The organism is Luteococcus sp. H101 (assembly GCF_038433155.1).
Lineage (GTDB): Bacteria > Actinomycetota > Actinomycetes > Propionibacteriales > Propionibacteriaceae > Luteococcus.
Map to the genome: position 1 here is coordinate 1 of NZ_JBCDMW010000003.1, position 17,455 is coordinate 17,455.

Annotated in this window: 13 protein-coding genes; 7 read left to right on the top strand and 6 right to left on the bottom strand. The window is 68.2% G+C overall.

The window, feature by feature from the left end:
* Positions 1-239: 239 nt before the first annotated feature.
* Entirely contained in the window at positions 240-1,154 is a 915-nt protein-coding gene (locus tag AAEX60_RS00470; protein WP_342100278.1) for a DUF2202 domain-containing protein, read from the top strand.
* A 521-nt stretch (positions 1,155-1,675) separates the two neighbouring features.
* Here AAEX60_RS00470 and AAEX60_RS00475 read toward each other — a convergent pair.
* The 4 genes from AAEX60_RS00475 to AAEX60_RS00490 form a co-directional block, all read right to left on the bottom strand.
* A complete protein-coding gene (locus tag AAEX60_RS00475) occupies positions 1,676-2,809 on the bottom strand; it encodes a sensor histidine kinase (RefSeq protein WP_342100283.1) in 1,134 nt (377 codons plus the stop codon).
* 14 nt (positions 2,810-2,823) lie between these two features.
* The gene (locus tag AAEX60_RS00480) at positions 2,824-3,531 is read right to left on the bottom strand and encodes a response regulator transcription factor (RefSeq protein ID WP_342100284.1); all 708 of its coding nucleotides are present in this window, start codon (positions 3,529-3,531) and stop codon (positions 2,824-2,826) included.
* A gap of 96 nt (positions 3,532-3,627) precedes the next feature.
* Positions 3,628-4,806, bottom strand: coding sequence for an acyl-CoA dehydrogenase family protein (locus tag AAEX60_RS00485; protein ID WP_342100286.1), 1,179 nt, complete (start codon positions 4,804-4,806; stop codon positions 3,628-3,630).
* A gap of 52 nt (positions 4,807-4,858) precedes the next feature.
* The gene (locus AAEX60_RS00490; protein WP_342100289.1) at positions 4,859-6,034 is read right to left on the bottom strand and encodes an acyl-CoA dehydrogenase family protein; all 1,176 of its coding nucleotides are present in this window, start codon (positions 6,032-6,034) and stop codon (positions 4,859-4,861) included.
* Positions 6,035-6,240: 206 nt separating this feature from the next.
* On the opposite strand from AAEX60_RS00490, the gene AAEX60_RS00495 reads away from it, so the two are divergent.
* The 6 genes from AAEX60_RS00495 (at position 6,241) to AAEX60_RS00520 (ending at position 14,246) form a co-directional block, all read left to right on the top strand.
* A complete protein-coding gene (locus AAEX60_RS00495; RefSeq protein ID WP_342100291.1) occupies positions 6,241-6,831 on the top strand; it encodes a TetR/AcrR family transcriptional regulator in 591 nt (196 codons plus the stop codon).
* A 366-nt stretch (positions 6,832-7,197) separates the two neighbouring features.
* Entirely contained in the window at positions 7,198-8,691 is a 1,494-nt protein-coding gene (locus AAEX60_RS00500; RefSeq protein ID WP_342100292.1) for a 3-oxoacid CoA-transferase, read from the top strand.
* A 36-nt stretch (positions 8,692-8,727) separates the two neighbouring features.
* Positions 8,728-9,906, top strand: coding sequence for an acetyl-CoA C-acyltransferase (locus AAEX60_RS00505; RefSeq protein ID WP_342100293.1), 1,179 nt, complete (start codon positions 8,728-8,730; stop codon positions 9,904-9,906).
* Positions 9,903-12,206, top strand: coding sequence for a 3-hydroxyacyl-CoA dehydrogenase/enoyl-CoA hydratase family protein (locus AAEX60_RS00510; RefSeq protein WP_342100294.1), 2,304 nt, complete (start codon positions 9,903-9,905; stop codon positions 12,204-12,206). Before AAEX60_RS00505 ends, AAEX60_RS00510 begins: the two co-directional genes overlap by 4 nt.
* Before the next feature lie 156 nt (positions 12,207-12,362).
* Positions 12,363-12,602 (top strand): hypothetical protein, encoded by a 240-nt coding sequence (locus AAEX60_RS00515; RefSeq protein WP_342100295.1) that lies wholly within the window; start codon positions 12,363-12,365, stop codon positions 12,600-12,602.
* A 246-nt stretch (positions 12,603-12,848) separates the two neighbouring features.
* Positions 12,849-14,246 carry an ATP-binding protein gene (locus AAEX60_RS00520; RefSeq protein WP_342100297.1) on the top strand — a complete coding sequence of 466 codons (1,398 nt, stop codon included), beginning with the start codon at positions 12,849-12,851 and terminating at the stop codon, positions 14,244-14,246.
* Positions 14,247-14,436: 190 nt separating this feature from the next.
* Here AAEX60_RS00520 and AAEX60_RS00525 read toward each other — a convergent pair whose 3' ends face one another.
* Positions 14,437-16,164: a fumarate hydratase gene (locus tag AAEX60_RS00525; protein WP_342100298.1), complete on the bottom strand. Its 1,728-nt coding sequence runs from the start codon at positions 16,162-16,164 to the stop codon at positions 14,437-14,439.
* 91 nt (positions 16,165-16,255) lie between these two features.
* Positions 16,256-17,281 (bottom strand): hypothetical protein, encoded by a 1,026-nt coding sequence (locus tag AAEX60_RS00530; RefSeq protein WP_342100299.1) that lies wholly within the window; start codon positions 17,279-17,281, stop codon positions 16,256-16,258.
* Between the last annotated feature and the right edge of the window lie 174 nt (positions 17,282-17,455).

Genomic DNA, 17,455 nt, shown 5'->3' on the forward strand with positions numbered 1-17,455 from the left:
TGGAGGGGTAAGGGATCACCCAACGCCACCCCCCCCGCTGGGTCCCAACCACCGTTTCGTCCCCCGCTGTTCATTCCCCCGGGAGCTGACCCATCCGGTCAGAAGTCGAACCGCTCGCGTGGATCTGGCCGGCGAGACCCCGATCGTGATGCCGCCTCGGCTTCCCCGGTGCGTCGGCTTCATGGAATCTTCACACCAGCCCCGGCCGCCCCTTAATGGACGAGCGATGGACTTGAGCCATGAACACGAAACATCGCACCCTGTTGGTTGCCTCCGCCGTGTTGTTCTCCGGCGTTGGTGTCGCGGGCTTCGCCGAGGCTGGCCCGTCCACTTCCGCACCTGCCCCCGCGCGGGTTGCACCCGTCCAGAAGGACGACGCCGGCCTGGCCCAGGCCCTGACCTTCAGCCGCGAGGAAGAGCGGATGGCCCGCGACCTCTACGCCCAGCTGGCCAAGAAGTACGACGACGCCCTGCCCTTCAGCCGCATCACGCTGAGCGAGCAGCGCCACTTCGACTCCATCGGCATGCTGCTCACCCGCTACGGCGTCGCCGATCCCGCCACCGGGAGGGCCATCGGCAGCTATGCCGACCCGGCCATCCAGAAGCTCTACGACGGTTGGCTGGCCCGCGGCAACAAGTCCCTGGCCGAAGCCCACCAGGTGGGGATCGAGCTGGAGAAGCGCGACATCGCCGACCTGCAGGCCGCGCTGAAGACCGTCAAGCAGACCGACGTGCAGACCATGCTGGAGCGGCTACTGGCCGGCTCCCAGAACCACCTGCGTGCCTTCACCGCCGCGGCCAATGGGACGCTCGGCACCGGTGGCCGGGGTGGAACGGGCCCGGGAACCCAGGCGGGTCAGGGTGGCCGGGGCCCCGGCGCCCGAGCGGGTCAGGGCCGGCCCGGGAACCAGACGTGCTCTGGGCAACAGGGCACCTGCCAGCAGGGAAAGACCCAGCAGGGAAAGGGCCAGCAGGCCGCACAGCGCGGACCGGGTGCCGGTCAGCAGGGCCAGTCAATGGGTCCGCGGCGCGGCACCGGTCAGGGCGAGGGCAAGGGCATGGGTCAGGGCAAGGGCATGGGTCAGGGCAAGGGCATGGGTCAGGGCCGGGGAGCCGGCAATGGCACCCCACGCCAGGACTGCTCCAACCGCTGAACACCCGCTGGGCCACCGCGGTGGTGAGCGGGCTGACAGACCGGTGAGGAGCGCTGCGAGTCCAGGCCCCGTTGCGGGCTGGCCGGCAATCCAGGCCCCGTGACGATCCTCACGGTGGGCACAGACCGCCCACCCGTCGGGACCCGCAAGCTTCCCCAACACCTCCGGGGAACGCCCACCGTCAACGCCGCCCCGGATCTCGGACCGGGGCGGCGTTCCGCTGCCCGGTAGCCGAGCGATTCAGGGGTCCGAACCCCAGGCCAGCGCGGTGGCCTCCTCATTGGTGAAGTCGCCGCGGCCGGTGAACAGCACCGTCCAGTCGACCCTGCTCATCCAGTGCCCCGACGAGGGGCCTGCCAAAGTTGGCAGCTATTTGGCGATTTGAACGTGTCCAATCCACTTCTGTGTCCGCTACGGCGCCAACTTTGGCATGGGTCAGCTGCCCAAGTGCCCACCGGCCGCCGGCCGTCGGCGGAAGCTTTCGAACCCGTGTCCGGCCCCGGTCCGGGCCCGCGTCTGGGTCAGGGGAGGCGCACGGTGAAGGTGGCACCCTTCCCTGGCCCGTCGGAGGTGGCGGTCAGAGTGCCACCGTGCGCCTCGACGATCCCCCGGGCGATGGTCAACCCGATCCCGGTGCCGCCATCCGGGCGCGCCTCCCCGGCCCGGTAGAAGCGCTCGAAGATCCGCTCCAGGTCCGCGGCGGCCAGGCCCACCCCGGTGTCGGCGACGCTGAGCACCGCGCCACGGGCCTCGGTTTCGTCGGGATGGCAGGTCACGGTGATCCGCCCACCGGCGGGGGTGGCGCGCAGGGCATTGCCCACCAGGTTGGTCAGCACCTGGGCCAGCCGGTCCGGGTCCACCCGGCCGCTCGTCGGCGCGACCGCCACCACCAACGCGACCCCGGCGTCGTCGGCCTGGGGCCGGAGCCGGTCCGCCACCCGGGCTGCCAGCTCGTCCAGGCGACACTCGACGGGGTGCAGCTCCAGCCTCCCCTCCTCCGCCCTGGACAGCGCGGAGAGGTCACCGCCCAGCCGCGTGACGCGCCGCAATTCCTCCTGCACCAGGGAAAGCCGCTCGGCGTCGGCGGGCAGCACCCCGTCGACCATCGCCTCCAGGTAGCCATTGGCGACGGTCAGCGGGGTGCGCAGCTCGTGCGCAAACTCCCCCAGCAACCGCACCCGACGGGCCTCGGTGTCGGCCAGCTGGGCACCCAGGCTCGCCACGTCGCGGGAGAGCTGCGCAATCTCGACGGTGGAGCTGGCCGGCACGGGCACCCGGTACTCCCCGCCGGCCATCCGGCGCGCGGCCTCCCGCAATTGCAGCAGCGGGCGGGTGATCCGGCGGGCCAGCAGCACAGCCAGTGCCCCCGCGGCCAGGACGCCCAGCAGGCCACCCACCACGACGGCCCGGTTCACGGCCTCAGCGAACTGGCGTCGCAAGCCCGGCCCGGGCCCGCTCCCCGGGCCCCGCCCCGAACCCGGGGAACCGCCCGGGCCCATTCCCGCACCGGGGCCCTGGCCGGACAGGGACTGGTCAAACAGGGCCGGGGCCCACCAGCGCACCACCGCGTAGGTGCTCAGCGTCGCAACCAGCGCCACCAGCAGATGGCTGAGCACCAGCCGGGCGGACAGCCGCTCCCAGCCGTGAAGTCTCACCCTGGACCCACTCATCAGGCACCCGGCAGGAACTTGTAGCCGACGCCCCGCACCGTGGCGATGATCTGCGGCCGGGCCGCGTCGTCAGCCAGCGCGCGGCGCAGGTTGCGGATGTGCACGTCCACCACCCGCTCGTCGCCGAAGAAGTCGCCGCCCCACACCTGCTCCAGCAGCTGCCGTCGGGACCAGACCCGGCCGGGCGAGCCGGCCAGCGCCAGCAGCAGGTCAAACTCCAGGGCGGACAGCTCGACGGGCTGACCGGCGCGGGTCACCTCGCGTCGCTCCGGCTCGATGGTGAGGTCCTCAAGGACGACCCTCTCCGGTCCCCGAGCCTGTCGGGGGGTCGTCGCCTCCCCATTCCGCGCCCGCCGCAGCACCGTCTTCACCCGGGCCGCCACCTCGCGCGGGCTGAACGGCTTGGTGATGTAGTCATCGGCACCCACCTGCAGACCGACGAGCTTGTCCACCTCCTCGGCGCGGGCGGTGACCAGGATCACGTAGACCTCGCTGGTCTGGCGCAGCAGCCGAAGCACCTCCAACCCGTCGACATCCGGAAGGCCGACATCCAGCAGCACCAGGTCAACGGGCTGCGCGCGGAAGGCCGCCAGCGCCTCGGCGCCGGTCCGTGCCTCCACCACCTCGTGCCCGTCGGAGCGCAGGTACTCCCGCAGCACCGCGCGGATGCCCGGCTCGTCGTCCACCACCAGGATTCTTCTGGTCATACCCCTGACGGTATCGAGTCCGACGCGGAATGGGGAGCCCCTTCGACGGGCCCGGGGTCCGTGCGAGGACAGGGGCAGGGAGCGCGGGAACCGGGCTCAGCGGAAGGCGCCCACTCCGGTGATCTTCTTGCCCAGGATCAGCGACTGCATGGATTCCGTGCCCTCGAAGGTGTGCATCGCCTCAATGTCGGCCATGTGGCGCATCACGTGCTTCTCCAGCAGGATTCCGGTGCCACCCAGCATGTCCCGGGCCTCGGCGGCGATCCGGCGGGCCGCGCGGGTGTTGTGCAGTTTGGCCATCGACCCCTGCTGCGGGATCAACTTGCCCACGGCCTCCAGATCGGCCAGACGACGGCAGTACATCGCCATGCTGGTCACCTCATCGAGCATGTTGACCAGCCGCTGCTGGATCAACTGGTAGCTGGCCAGCGGCTTGCCGAACTGGATCCGGGTCTGGGCGTGCTCCAGCGCGGCCTCGTAGCAGGCGATCGCGGAACCCAGCGCCATCCAGCTGATCCCGGAGCGGGTGGTGAACAGCACGCTGGAGGTGGCACGGAAACTGGTCGCGCCCGGCAGCCGGTTGGCCTCGGGCACGCGCATGTCGGTCATGGTGATCAGGGCCTGCGGGATGGCCCGCATGGAGACCTTGCCCTGAATGGTCTCGGCCCGGTAGCCGGGGGTGTCCTGTTCGACGATGAAGCCGCCCACCTCGCCGTCGTCCATCCGGGCCCAGATCACCGTGACGTCGCCGACGGAACCGTTGCCGATCCACCGCTTCTGGCCGTTCAGCACCCACTCGTCGCCCTCCCGACGAGCGGTGGTGCTGAGCGCAACGGAGTCGGAGCCGTGGTCCGGCTCGGTCAGCCCGAAGGCCGCCAGCTGCTCGCACCTGGCGATCGGGCCCAGCCACTTCTCCTTCTGTTCCGGGGACCCCCACATGTGGATGGAGCGCAGCGCCAGCCCGCCCTGCACCGCGATCACGGTGCCCATCGACGCGTCGGCCCGGGCCACCTCCATCATCACCAGGCCGGCGGCCAACGGGGACATCTTCTCCAGCCCGGGCACATCCAGCCCGTCGGCAATCAGGTTCAGCTCACCCAGGCGCTTGACCAGGTGGATCGGGTACTCGGCTCGTTCCCAGTACTCATTGATCTGCGGGGTGGTCTCGGCGCCAAAGGTCTGCGCGCGACGCCAGGCGGCCAGATCGGCCCCCTCGACGTCGGCGAAGACGGAGAAGAAGTCGGTGGTGCTGGTGGAGAGGATCTCGTTGCTCATCGGGGTGGTCCTTTCGGGGCCGTCGGCGGTGGCGGGATGGGATTGCCTGAGGTCAGCGGAAGGCGCCGATCCCGGTGATCTTCTTGCCCAGGATCAGGGACTGGACGGATTCGGTGCCCTCGAAGGTGTGCATGGACTCGATGTCGGCCATGTGCCGCATCACATTGTTCTCCAGCAGGATTCCGGAGCCGCCCAGCATGTCCCGGGCTTCGGCGGCGATCCGTCGGGCGGCACGGGTGTTGTGCAGCTTGGCCATCGACGCCTGCTGCTGCACCAGCTTGCCCGCGGCCTCCAGATCCGCGATCCGACGGCAGTGCAGCGCCATCGAGGTGAGGTCCTGCAGCATGTTGGCCAGCCGCTGCTGGATCAACTGGAAGCTGGCGAGCGGCTTGCCGAACTGCTGTCGCTCCAACGAGTGCTTCAGCGCCGCCTCGTAGCAGGCCATCGCGGAACCGAGCGCCATCCAGGAGATCGCTGAGCGGGTGAAGAAGAGCACCGTCGCGGCGCACTTGAAGGACGTCGCGCCGGGCATCCGGCAGCTCTCCGGCACGCGCATGTCGGTCATGGTGATGGTGGCCTGCGGGATGATCCGGAAGGAAACCTTGCCGGTGATCATCTCGGCGGAGTAGCCGGGGGTCTTCTGGTCAACCAGGAAGGCGCCGACCTCGCCGTCGTCCATCCGGGCCCAGATCACGGTCATGTCTCCGACGCCGCCGTTGCCGATCCACATCTTCTGGCCGTTGATCACCCATTCGTCGCCGTCGCGACGGGCGGTGGTCTCCAACGCGACGGAGTCCGAGCCGTGGGTGGGTTCGGTCAGCCCGAAGCCGGCCAGCTTCTCGGCCTTGGCCAGCGGGGTGAGCCACTGCTGCTTCTGCTCGTCGGAGCCATACCTGTGGATGGAACGCAGCACCAGCCCGCCCTGGATGGCGACGAAGGCGGCCATCGAGACGTCGCAGCGGGCAATCTCCATCATCACCAGGCCGGCGGCCAGCGGAGACATGGTGTCCAGGCCGGGAATGTCCAGCCCATCGGAGACCAGCCCGAGCTCCCCCATCCGCTTGACCAGGTGCACCGGGTAGCTGGCCTGCTCCCAGCAGTCGTTCACCTGGGGCGCGGCCTCGGAGCCGAACTGGCGGGCACGCTGCCAGAAATCCTGGTCGGAGCCCTCGACGTCAGAGAACAGGGCATAGAAATCCGTCGAGTCCGCGAGCATTTCTTCGGGCATGGCGAGCCTTTCTGCGTTGGGAAATAGCACAAGCAAGGTTCGAGATGACCGGATCATCCTTGATCCAGGTCGCGTGAATTGACCATTTTACGAATGGTGATTCGTTTCGACTAGTATGAGTGGCACCCCGTAGGCTGTCAAGGGTTCGATCCCACTCGTCGGGCCAGCCCGACGAAAGCACTTGTCACCACAGATTCGGAGTTGTCATGGCCAGCATCACCCGGCGCACCCAGATCCGCACCGCCGCCATCCAGCTCTTCGACGAGCGTGGCTACTACGGCGCCGGCATGGAGGACATTGCGCGGGCGCTCGGCATGCGCGCCTCCAGCCTGTACAACCACTACTCCTCCAAGCAGGAGGTGCTGGGCGAGATCAGCCTGTGGATCCACCAGGAGCTGCTGCGGCAGTACGACGAATCCCTGGCCGGACTGGCCAACCCGCGGGACAAGGTGGTGGCGGCGATGCGCAACCACGCGCGCTTCCACGCCGAACACGCCGCGCCCGTGCGGGTTTCCAACCGAGAGGTCAAGGCGCTGCAGGAACCCTACGCCAGCCAGGTTCGCCAATTGCGCCGTGACTACGTGCAACACTGGATCGATCTGATCAATGAGGGGGTTGCGACGGGCGACTTCACCACCCCCGACGCCAAGATCGTCGCCTACTTCATCATCGACATGGGCACCGGCGTTTCCCAGTGGTACAAGCCCGACGGCCGCCAGCCCCTGGACGTGCTGTGCGACTTCTACGCCAACGCGGCGCTCCGACTGCTGCGCACGGACATGCCCGACGCCAGGTAGGGGTCCCTGACCCCAAGCCCCCCGACAAGCCAGGGCCCTGGCTCCGGTCACGTCCCATCCCTTGATCTGAGTGACCAACGATCCGCCGGTCTGCGCCACAAACTGCATCCTCAGTCCCACCCAGTGCCTCATGGACACTGGACCCCAGTCAGGATGCAGTTTGTGGCGCAGACCTGTTGGGATGAGCCCGGAGCGGACAAACCGCAGTTGCGCCGAGCCTGTCGAGGCCCCAGAACATGGGACTCCCCAAACCATTGACTTTGCCGTGAGCCGCTTGCTACCTTCCCTGCAATCCAATACGAATCGTCATTCGTATTGACTACCACTCACCACCCAAGCTCACCCACAATTCCCTAAGGAACCACGATGATTGACAAAGTTGTCTCTTCGCTGGATGAAGCACTGGAGGGCCTCACGCCCGGCATGAAACTCTCCGTCGGTGGCTTCGGCACCTGCGGCACCCCCTTCGTCCTGATCGACGGCATCGTCGAACGCGGCGTCGGTGACCTGGAGGTCTACTCCAACAACCCCGGCACCCAGATCGACGAGACCGCCATGGGTCTGTCGAAGGTGGTGGAGGCCGGCCTGATGCGCAAGTTCTGCGGCTCCTTCGTCGGTTTCGCCAAGGCCCTGGAGCGGCAGTATCTGACCGGCGAGATCGACGTCGACCTGATCCCGCAGGGCACCCTGGCCGAGCGGATGCGGGCCGGCGGCGCCGGCATCCCCGCCTTCTTCACCCCCACCGGCGCCGGCTCGATGGTCTCGGAGGGCGGCCTGCCCGTCCGTTACGACGCCGACGGCAATGTGATCCTGCGCTCGGAGCCCAAGGAGACCCGGGTCTTCACCCGCGCCGACGGCACCGAGGAGCTGTGCGTACTGGAGGAGGCGATCACCACCGACTTCGCGCTGATCCGCGCCCACAAGGCCGATCGCGACGGCAACCTGGTCTTCCGGCTGACCGCGCAGAACATGAACCCGTCGGCCGCCATGTGCGGCAAGACCACCGTCGTCGAGGTGGAGGAGCTGGTCGAGACCGGCGAGCTGCGCCCCGAGGAGATCCACCTGCAGGGCATCTTCGTCGACCGGATCCTGGTACTCACCCCGGAACAGGCCGCCGACAAGGTGGCGGAGCGGATCATCACCCGCTCGGAGGACCCGGACGACAACGAGCCGCACGAGGCACTCGTCGCCAGGAATGAGCATGGCCAGCCCATTGGCTGGACCCGCGCCGGGATCGCCGCCCGCGCCGCCAAGGAACTGGCCGACGGCAGCTACGTCAACCTGGGCGTCGGCATCCCCACCAGCATCCCGGACTACCTGCCCGAAGACGTCCAGGTCATCTTCCAGTCCGAAAACGGCCTGCTGAAGTTCGGCCCCTTCCCGCTGCCCGACGAGGTGGACGCGGACCTGATCAATGCCAGCAAGCAGACCACCACCCTGGCCGCCGGCGGCTCCACCTTCGATTCGGTGCGCAGCTTCGACATGATCCGCGGCAAGCACGTGAACACCGCCGTGCTGGGCGCGCTGCAGGTCAGCGAGAAGGGCGACATTGCCAACTGGGGCATCCCCGGCCGCAAGACCAATGGCATGGGCGGCGCGATGGACCTGGTGAAGGGCGCGCAGCGGGTGATCGCCATCATGGAGCACCTCAACGTGCACGGCGAGCACCGCATCCTCAAGGAGTGCACCTACCCGCTGACCGCGGCCGGCGCCATCTCCCTGGTGATCACCAACCTGGGCGTCTTCCAGGTGGCCGATCACGGTCTGGTGCTGACGGAGCTGGCCCCCGGCATCACCGTCGAGGACATCCGCGAGTACACCGAACCGGAAGTCCACGTCGCCCTCGACCTGCACAACTGACCCAAGCCGACCCCCAAGCCTTTCAGGAGCATCGACATGACCGACGTCTACCTGGTTTCCGGAGCCCGCACCGCCATCGGCAGTTTCATGGGCTCGCTGAGCAACCACACCCCCGTCCAGCTCGGCACCCACGCCGCCAAGGCCGCCATCGAGCGCGCCGCGGTGGATCCGACGGCGATCGACAACGCCTTCGTCGCGCAGATCATCCCGACCGCCGGCGAGGACCTGTACACCTCGCGGATGGTGAGCATCGGCGCGGGGATGCGGGAGGATTCCGACGCCCTGACCGTGAACCGGCTGTGCGGCTCCGGCGTGCAGGCGATCGTCTCCGGTGCGCAGTCGATCATGACCGGTGACGCCCAGCTCACCCTGGCCGCCGGCAATGAGGTGATGAGTCGCGCGCCGTACTCGGTCACCGGGATGCGCGCCGGCAAGAAGATGGGCGACGGGGTGCTCTACGACTGGCTCTCGGGCACCGTCACCTGCCCCTTCAACGGCTACCTGATGGGTGTCACCGCGGAGAATGTGGCGAAGAAGTACGGCATCAGCCGGGAGCGTCAGGACGAGTTCGCGGCAGAATCCCAGCGTCGGGCCGCCGCGGCCATGGCCAATGGCACCTTCGCGGAGCAGATCGCGCCCATCGAGGTGCGCAAGGGCCGGGAGACTGTCACCTTCGACGTCGACGAACACCCACGCGCCACCACCGTGGAGAAGCTGGCCACCCTGAAGCCGAGCTTCACCAAGGACGGCACTGTGACCGCCGGCAACTCGTCGGGCATCAACGACGGTGGCGCCGCGGTGCTGCTGGCCTCCGGCGAGGCGGTAAAGCAGCACGGCCTGAAGCCGATGGCCCGGGTGGCGGGCTGGGGCATGGCCGGCGTCGCGCCCAACCTGATGGGCATCGGGCCGGTGGCTGCCGTGCCGAAGGCCCTTGCCAAGGCCGGGATCACCCTGGACCAGGTGGACGTGATCGAGTCCAACGAGGCCTTCGCCGCGCAGGCGCTGGCGGTCTCCGACGCGTTGGGCTTCGACCCGGCCAAGACCAATCCCAACGGCGGCGGCATCGCGCTGGGGCATCCCGTCGGCGCCACCGGCGTGATGCTGGCGGTGAAGGCGATCTACGAGATGCACGCCGCCCAAGCCCGCTATTCGCTGATCACCATGTGCATCGGCGGCGGTCAGGGCATCGCCCTGGTGCTGGAAGGAGCACGATGACCAGCCACCAGCTCGTCCCCGCCATCGACGCCCCGATTCGCACCGCCGCGGTGCTGGGCGCGGGATCCATGGGCGCCGGCATCGCCGCCCACCTGGCCAATGCCGGGGTTGAGGTGCTGCTCTTCGACATCCCCGCGCCCGACACCAAGCCCGGTGACCCGGCCGAGCAGCGCTCCGCCCGGGCGCAGGCCGGGATTGACGCGCAGGTGAAGCGTCGCGGCTTCATGCAGCCCGGCTTCGCGGCGCGGGTCACCCCGGTGAACACCGACGACGACCTGGCCCGACTGGGCGAGGCGGAGTGGATCGTCGAGGCCGTCTTCGAGGATCCGCAGGTGAAGGCCGACACCTACGCCAAGATCGCCCAGCACCGACAGAGCGGCAGCATCGTGTCGTCCAACACGTCGACCATTCCGCTGGCGCAGCTGACCAAAGGGATGGAGCCGGATCTGCGCAAGCACTTCGCCATCACCCACTTCTTCAACCCGCCGCGGGTGATGCGGCTGGTGGAGGTGGTTTCCTCCCCGGATACCGATCCGGCCGTCATCGAGCGGTTGAATCTGGTGCTGGAACAGCAGTTGGGCAAGGTGGCGCTGCCCTGCCGGGACACCCCCGGCTTCATCGCCAACCGGATCGGCAATTTCTGGATGGAATCGGCGGCCTGCCTGGCGCTGGATGCCGGGCTGCCGATGGAGCTGGCCGACGCGGTCTTCTCCAAGCCCTTCGGGATTCCGCGCACCGGCGTCTTCGGGCTGTTCGACTACATCGGGCTGCAGCTGGTGCGCCCGGTGTGGGGCAGCCTTCACCAGGCGCTGCCACAATCCGACGCCTTCCATCGCTTTGACATCATCAACAATCCGCTGGTGACCGGGCTGGTGGAGCGCGGGCTGACCGGCCGCACCGGCGCCTCGGGCTTCTACCGGGGCCGCGACGAGGTGGTCACCGATGGTTTCGAGTACCGCGCCAAGCAACTGCCCGACGATCCCGCGCTGGCCGCGAAGGACGCCCGCGGCGTGATGAGTACCGACAGCCCCGCCGGCCGGTGGGCCTGGGATACCTTCCGGGAGACCCTGGACTACTGCTGCGTCACCGCGCCCGAGGTGGCCGACACGGTGGACTATGTGGATCAGGCGATGGTGCTGGGCTACGGCTGGCAGCGCGGTCCGTTCGCGCTGGCCGATGCCGTCGGGCTGGACTGGATTGTTGACCAGTACCGGGCGACGGGTCACGAAGTGCCGGCGCTGCTGAGCGCCGCCGTGGCCGCGGGCGGTTTCTACCCGTCGGCCGGCCAGGTGCTCTCCGCCAGTGGCGACGTGGTGCAGCCCGCCCCGCGCGCCGGGGTGGTGACCGTCGCCGGGCTGACCGCCGAGGCGCCGGTCTGGGCGGAGAATGACGCCGCCGTGGTGCACCAGGTGGGCAACGGCATTGGCCTGTTCAGCATGAAGACGCCGATGAACTCGCTGCAGCCGGGTGTGCTGGACCTGTTTGACCAGGTGCTGGCGCAGGCCGACGCCTGGGGCCTGCGCGCCCTGGTGGTGGCGTCGGACAATGAGCGCGCCTTCTGCGCCGGGGCGGACCTGGCGACATTGGCCGGGCTGGGTGCCGCCGGTGACCGGGCGGCCATCGAGGCCTTCATCCGTCGTGGGGCGGAGCTCTTTGGCCGGCTGCGTTCTGCCCCCTTCCCGGTGGTGTCCGCGGTCCGTGGCGTGGCGCTGGGTGGCGGCGCGGAGCTGGTGCTGCACTCGGATCTGGCGGTGGTGCATTCCGAGGCCCAGCTGGGCATGCCGGAGCGCACCGTCGGGCTGCTGCCCGGCTGGGGCGGTTCGGTGCAGACGGTGCGAGTGATGCAGGAGGCCGGCGTCGAGGATCCGGTGCGTTCCGCCTTCGCGGTGATTGCCGACGCGAAGCCGGTGGCCGGCGCCTTCGAGCTGGAGGCCCGCGGCATGCTGCACACCGACGACCTGATCGCGCTCTCCCCCGACCACGTGCTCGGGGTGGCGCTGGAGGCCGCCGAGCGGTTGGCCGACGGCTACACCACGTCCGCCGAGGCCACCATCCGTCGGCTACCCGCCGGCTCCGAGCTGGAGCCGACCTGGCAGGGCAAGGACATGAGCGAGAACGACGCCCGAATCCTGCGGGCCTTGGAGAAGCTCTACGTCGCCACCGGCCCCGACGACCAGGAGCAGGGCGAAAGCGAGCTGAGCCTGCTGGAGACGGCCTGCACCTTGGAGGCCTACACCCACCCGGACAGCGTGGCCCGCGCCGAGCACATGGCCAAGACCCGCAAGCCGCTCAAGAACTGAGCCCAGGCAGGACCGCACAGTGTCCCCGGCGACGACGGCCAATGCCTCGTCGCCGGGGCTGCTGCGTGAAGGATTGCCACGCCTCCTGCAGCGACGGCCTTCTGATCCCGGCGGGGTTAGCGTGGAGCCACCCAGCCGGACGATGAAGAGGCCACCATGAGCGATCCGGATCACCATCCGCACTACGCCCCGCACCCCCTGCAGGAGGAGCACGATCGGGCCATCGTCGAGGCCTGGCGGTCGCAGCTGCCAGGTGACGCCATCGAGGCGAGCTTCACCTACGGCCACTGCCTCGGTCGGCTGGTCAACACCGGCCGGGTCACCCTGGCCGACGGCACCACCGACCAGGTGAAGTTCCACCCTGCAGCCCTGCTGTCGAAGGCGCGCCATCGGTAACAGCAGCCCGGCCAGGGGATCTGGACCAGCATCACCGGCGAGCTTCGCGACGGCCAGATCACGCTGGCTCGCAGCTGGGAGCGCCGCTTCTACTGGGGTTCGCACGAGGGCGCTCCGTGGCTGCCAGCCTTTCGGCCCACTCGGTGGCCCGCCACCCAGCACCGCCCCAGCGCACCAATACCTTGTCGCCGGGGGCCAAGCGTGAACGTCTACTGTAAAGCACTCTAAAATTGTTAGAGTTAGAGCATGTATCCCGCGGCGGTTGATCAGGCTCTTGCACTACCGGCAGATGATGCCGTCGAGGCGCTGCTGCGCCTGCCTGAGAACCAGTGGTTTGAGCGCAAGTCCGGTGTGATCAAGCCAGCGGATCTGGCCGTACCTCTGGTAGCAATGGCGAACTCGGAGGGTGGAGTGGTCATTGCGGGGCTCTCCGCGGGAGGCGTCGTACCCGTCTCGGATCGGGCCGACAATGAGCTTCGCCAGGCGGCTGCTGACTTCACTCGGCCGTGCGTACGCACTCAAGTTCACGAGCTCGCCACGACCATGGGCCGAGTCCTGGTTTTCCGTGTGGGCCCCGGGGACCATGTGCACGAAACGAACAAGGGTGAGTGCTACCAGCGCATCGGCGACGAGTCGCGGCGACTCTCCTTCGCGCAGCGTCAAGAGCTGGAATGGGATCGCGGCACCGTTTGCTTCGATGGCACGGCGGCTCCCGGCGGTACTGTGGCCGATCTGCTACCCCAGCTGCGAAGCTACCAGGAAGCTCTTGGCTCGTCTTCCCCAGAGCTCGCCCTTCATGCCCGAGACCTGCTCACCAAGGAGGGCAGCGTCACTGTCGCTGCCCATTTGTTGTTCGCAGATCGACCGCAGTCGACGTTCCCCAATGCACACGTACGAATCCTGCGGTACTCAGACAATGAACGTGGTGTCGGAAGAACCCACACACTGGAGGACGGTGCTGACATCAGATGTGAGGGCTCGCTGCCTACCCAGATTGCTGCAGCCACGGCCGCCATCGAACAGCTGATGCCACGCCGCCGAGCGTTGGCGGAGTCCGGACGATTCGAAGGCGTACCCATCATCCCAAGAGACGCATGGCTGGAGGGCCTGGTCAATGCACTGGTGCACCGGTCCTACAGCATCGGTGGCGATCACATCCGCGTCGAGATCTTTCCCAATCGGCTGGAGATCACCAGCCCCGGCCGCTTCCCGGGCATGGTGGACCCAACACGGCCTGAGTCCATAAGCCGGAATGCACGAAACCCACGGATCGCTCGCGTGTGCGCCGACCTCGGAGTCACTCAGGAGCTGGGCGAGGGCATCCGACGAATCTTCAGCGAGATGCGACGCATCGGACTGGTGGACCCTATCTACGTACAGGCATCCGAGGCGGTGCGCCTGACCTTGCTGGCCAGCAACGCCATCCCCGGTGAAGTCATCACGCAGATCGGGGAATCCGGGGAGCGCATTCTTACTGCTCTGCGTCTGGCGCAGCGCCCCTTGGGGACCGGACAAATTGCCGAGCTCGTCGGTCTAACGCGCCCGACCGTGCTGCGACATCTCACCAAGCTCCGCGACGCCGACCTCGTGAGCTGGGATGGCGAGTCACCCAAGGATCCTCGGGCAACCTGGCGGCCAAACTAGCCAGCTGGCTAGGCCTTTCCAAAGCCATCAGCTGGCATCGAACAGCGAGGGCCCGGGTTGCGCGTGGAGTTCCACGTGAAACCCGGGCCCTTCCCTTCGACAGGCTGCTCAGCTGTTCAGACCCCTCGACAGGCTCGAGGATCGTGGCTGGGTGAGCTCATCGCTCGGCGCTGAGTGAGGCGAGGGTCGACTACTTCTTGCCCTCGGTGTCGCCGGCGGAATCGATGTCCGGGCGGGTGGAGATGTTCATCACCAACGGCTTGTTCACCTCGGTGAAGAAGTCATTGCCCTTGTCGTCGACGACGATGAAGGCCGGGAAGTCCTCCACCTCAATCCGCCACACGGCCTCCATGCCCAGCTCGGGGTACTCCAGCACCTCCACCTTCTTGATGCAGTCCTGGGCCAGGCGGGCGGCGGGGCCACCGATCGAGCCCAGGTAGAAGCCGCCGTGCTTCTTGCAAGCGTCGGTGACCTGCTGGGAACGGTTGCCCTTGGCCAGCATCACCATGGAGCCACCGGCTGCCTGGAACTGGTCGACATAGGAGTCCATCCGGCCGGCCGTCGTCGGACCGAAGGAACCCGACGCCATGCCGTCCGGGGTCTTGGCCGGTCCGGCGTAGTAGACCGGGTGGTCCTTCATGTACTGCGGCATCTGTTCGCCGGCATCCAGGCGCTCGCGGATCTTGGCGTGGGCGATGTCACGCGCCACCACCAGGGTGCCGGTCAGCGAGAGGCGGGTCTTGACCGGGTGCTTGGACAGCTCGGCCAGGATCTCGGGCATCGGCTTGTTCAGGTCGATCTTCACCGCGGCGCCCTTGCCGGTGCCGGAGATCCCGTCGCTCTCGGCATCCAGATCGGCGTCGACGTGATCCGGCATGTACTGCGCCGGCTCGAACTCCAGCTGCTCGATGAAGACGCCGTCCTTGGTGATCTTGGCCTTGCACTGCCGGTCGGCCGAGCAGCTGACGGCGATCGCGACGGGCAGCGAGGCGCCGTGCCGGGGCAGGCGCACCACGCGCACGTCGTGGCAGAAGTACTTGCCGCCGAACTGGGCGCCGATGCCGAGCTTGCGGGTGAGCTCCAGCACGTTCTCCTCCAGCTCGTGGTCGCGGAAGCCGTGGCCGGTGATGTCGCCGTGGTCGGGCAGGGTGTCCAGGTACTTGGCCGACGCGTACTTGGCGGTGCGCAGGGCCCACTCGGCCGAGGTGCCGCCAATCACGATGGCCAGGTGGTAGGGCGGGCAGGCCGCGGTGCCCAGGCTGCGGATCTTCTCCTCCAGGAACTTCATCATGGAGTCGGGGTTCAGGATGGCCTTGGTCTCCTGGTACAGGTAGCTCTTGTTGGCCGAACCGCCGCCCTTGGCCATGAACAGGAACTGGTACTCGTCGACGTCATGGCCGGTGGCGGCCTCGATGTCGATCTGCGCCGGCAGGTTGGAGCCGGTGTTCTTCTCCTCCCACATGGTGATGGGGGCGTTCTGCGAGTAGCGCAGGTTCAGCTTGGTGTAGGCGTTGTAGACGCCCAGGGCCAGGGCCTTCTCGTCGGGGCCCTCGGTGAGCACGTGCTGGCCGCGGTGGCCGGAGACGATCGCGGTGCCCGTGTCCTGGCACATCGGCAGCACGCCGCCGGCCGCGATGTTGGCATTCTTCAGCAGGTCCAGCGCGACGAACTTGTCATTGGGGCTGGCCTCCGGATCATCCATGATCTTCTTCAGCTGGGCCAGGTGGGCGGGACGCAGGTAGTGGGCGATGTCGTGCATCGCGGTCTCGGCCAGCAGCGTGAGGGCCTCCGGGGCCACCTGCAGGAACTGGCGCCCACCCGGGCCTTCCTCGACGCTGACACCCTCGGTGGTCAGCAAGCGGTAGGGGGTCTCGTCCTTGCCGAGCGGCAGCATGTCCTCGTAGGCAAACTCAGCCATCTTCACTCCTTCGTTGGGCTGCCTCCAGTCTGTCATGCGGGGCCACGCCACAGGCGTCGGGGTGAGGGATCGTGCTGACTGTCCGGCCTGCTCAGTGCAGCGTGCTGGCAACGCGGTTCATCGCGCTGTCCAGTCGGCTGGTCGGCCCCTGCTGGGTGGTGCCGACGATGCCGATCATCCCGCCATTGCGTTGCGCACAGTAGGCCTTGACCGTCGCGCCCTTGGCGTCGTGACCGCGGAAGCCCACGCTCTGCTGGCCGTCGATCAGCGGGCTTCCGGAGATTTCTACGGGATCATCGGCGCTGTCCAACAGCCCCCGGCAATCGGTGGCGACGTCGGATTCCACCCGGGAGGCCTGACTCACCATCAGAGAGGAGTCCGGATCCCAGTCAGGGGTCAGGGTCACGGTCTCGTCGGAGATCTGCGACGCACTCAGACCCCAGCCCGACGGCACCCGGAAGGTGCCGAAGCTGGTGCTCACCTCCTGGCCCTGGATCACCGGCTGCACCTGTTCCGAATCGGGCCAGACCGCCCGCACCGCGCCACCGATCACCCCGACCAGCGCCGGACCAAACAGGAACAGGCCAAAGAAGAGCAGCAGCGCTGAGCGTCCCCTGGCTCCTGCGGCGGGCCGGTTGGCCTGAGCCGCCGTGGCGCGTCGGGCCAACCGCTGCTGTCCGGGCAGGCCGGCCACCTGCCCCCAGCTCTGTTGCTGCAGGAACCCGGCGGGCTGGGTCGGCTGATGCGGCATCGGTTGCTGGCTCACCGGCGCCCCCAGCGGTTGCGGCTGCAGCGGGTCGGGGGCCAGCAGCGGGGCGGGCTGGGCCAGTCGTTCGACGGGGAGCATCGGGCCCTCGTCGCCGTCGTAGTCGAAGTCCTCCAGCTTCGGCATCTGCACCGGTTCGGGCCGGTTGGCCGGGGCGGGCTGCTCGGCCGCCGGCGCCTTGAGCCCCAGGGAGTTGAGGCTGGACAGGCTGGAGACGGTGCTGGGTTCGCGCCACTGCCGCATGGAAAGGGTGGAGCTGGGGCCGGTGAAGCTCCAGTTGCCATCCGCGGCCCGCTGGGCGCGCTCGGTCCGTTCCTGGATCCGACGGTCCTCGTCCCGCTCCCCGATCATCACCATCCACCTCCCTGTCCGGCCATGATGTCACGCTCGACAGGTCGGACGGCAGGGTCCGCGGGCCCGGTTCCCGGAATGGACGCGGCACCACGACCCCCGCAGTCCACCTCGCTCCGGCCCGGGCCACCCGGACCCCCGTCGGCGGGGTCTAGACAACATCGTCGGAGTCAG

Coding starts and splice junctions, on each gene's coding strand:
- AAEX60_RS00520 (WP_342100297.1), top strand. CDS start 12,849: ATGTATCCCGCGGCGGTTGATCAGGCTCTTGCACTACCGGCAGATGAT.
- AAEX60_RS00470 (WP_342100278.1), top strand. CDS start 240: ATGAACACGAAACATCGCACCCTGTTGGTTGCCTCCGCCGTGTTGTTC.
- AAEX60_RS00500 (WP_342100292.1), top strand. CDS start 7,198: ATGATTGACAAAGTTGTCTCTTCGCTGGATGAAGCACTGGAGGGCCTC.
- AAEX60_RS00485 (WP_342100286.1), bottom strand. CDS start 4,806: ATGAGCAACGAGATCCTCTCCACCAGCACCACCGACTTCTTCTCCGTC.
- AAEX60_RS00515 (WP_342100295.1), top strand. CDS start 12,363: ATGAGCGATCCGGATCACCATCCGCACTACGCCCCGCACCCCCTGCAG.
- AAEX60_RS00530 (WP_342100299.1), bottom strand. CDS start 17,281: ATGATCGGGGAGCGGGACGAGGACCGTCGGATCCAGGAACGGACCGAG.
- AAEX60_RS00510 (WP_342100294.1), top strand. CDS start 9,903: ATGACCAGCCACCAGCTCGTCCCCGCCATCGACGCCCCGATTCGCACC.
- AAEX60_RS00505 (WP_342100293.1), top strand. CDS start 8,728: ATGACCGACGTCTACCTGGTTTCCGGAGCCCGCACCGCCATCGGCAGT.
- AAEX60_RS00495 (WP_342100291.1), top strand. CDS start 6,241: ATGGCCAGCATCACCCGGCGCACCCAGATCCGCACCGCCGCCATCCAG.
- AAEX60_RS00525 (WP_342100298.1), bottom strand. CDS start 16,164: ATGGCTGAGTTTGCCTACGAGGACATGCTGCCGCTCGGCAAGGACGAG.
- AAEX60_RS00490 (WP_342100289.1), bottom strand. CDS start 6,034: ATGCCCGAAGAAATGCTCGCGGACTCGACGGATTTCTATGCCCTGTTC.
- AAEX60_RS00480 (WP_342100284.1), bottom strand. CDS start 3,531: ATGACCAGAAGAATCCTGGTGGTGGACGACGAGCCGGGCATCCGCGCG.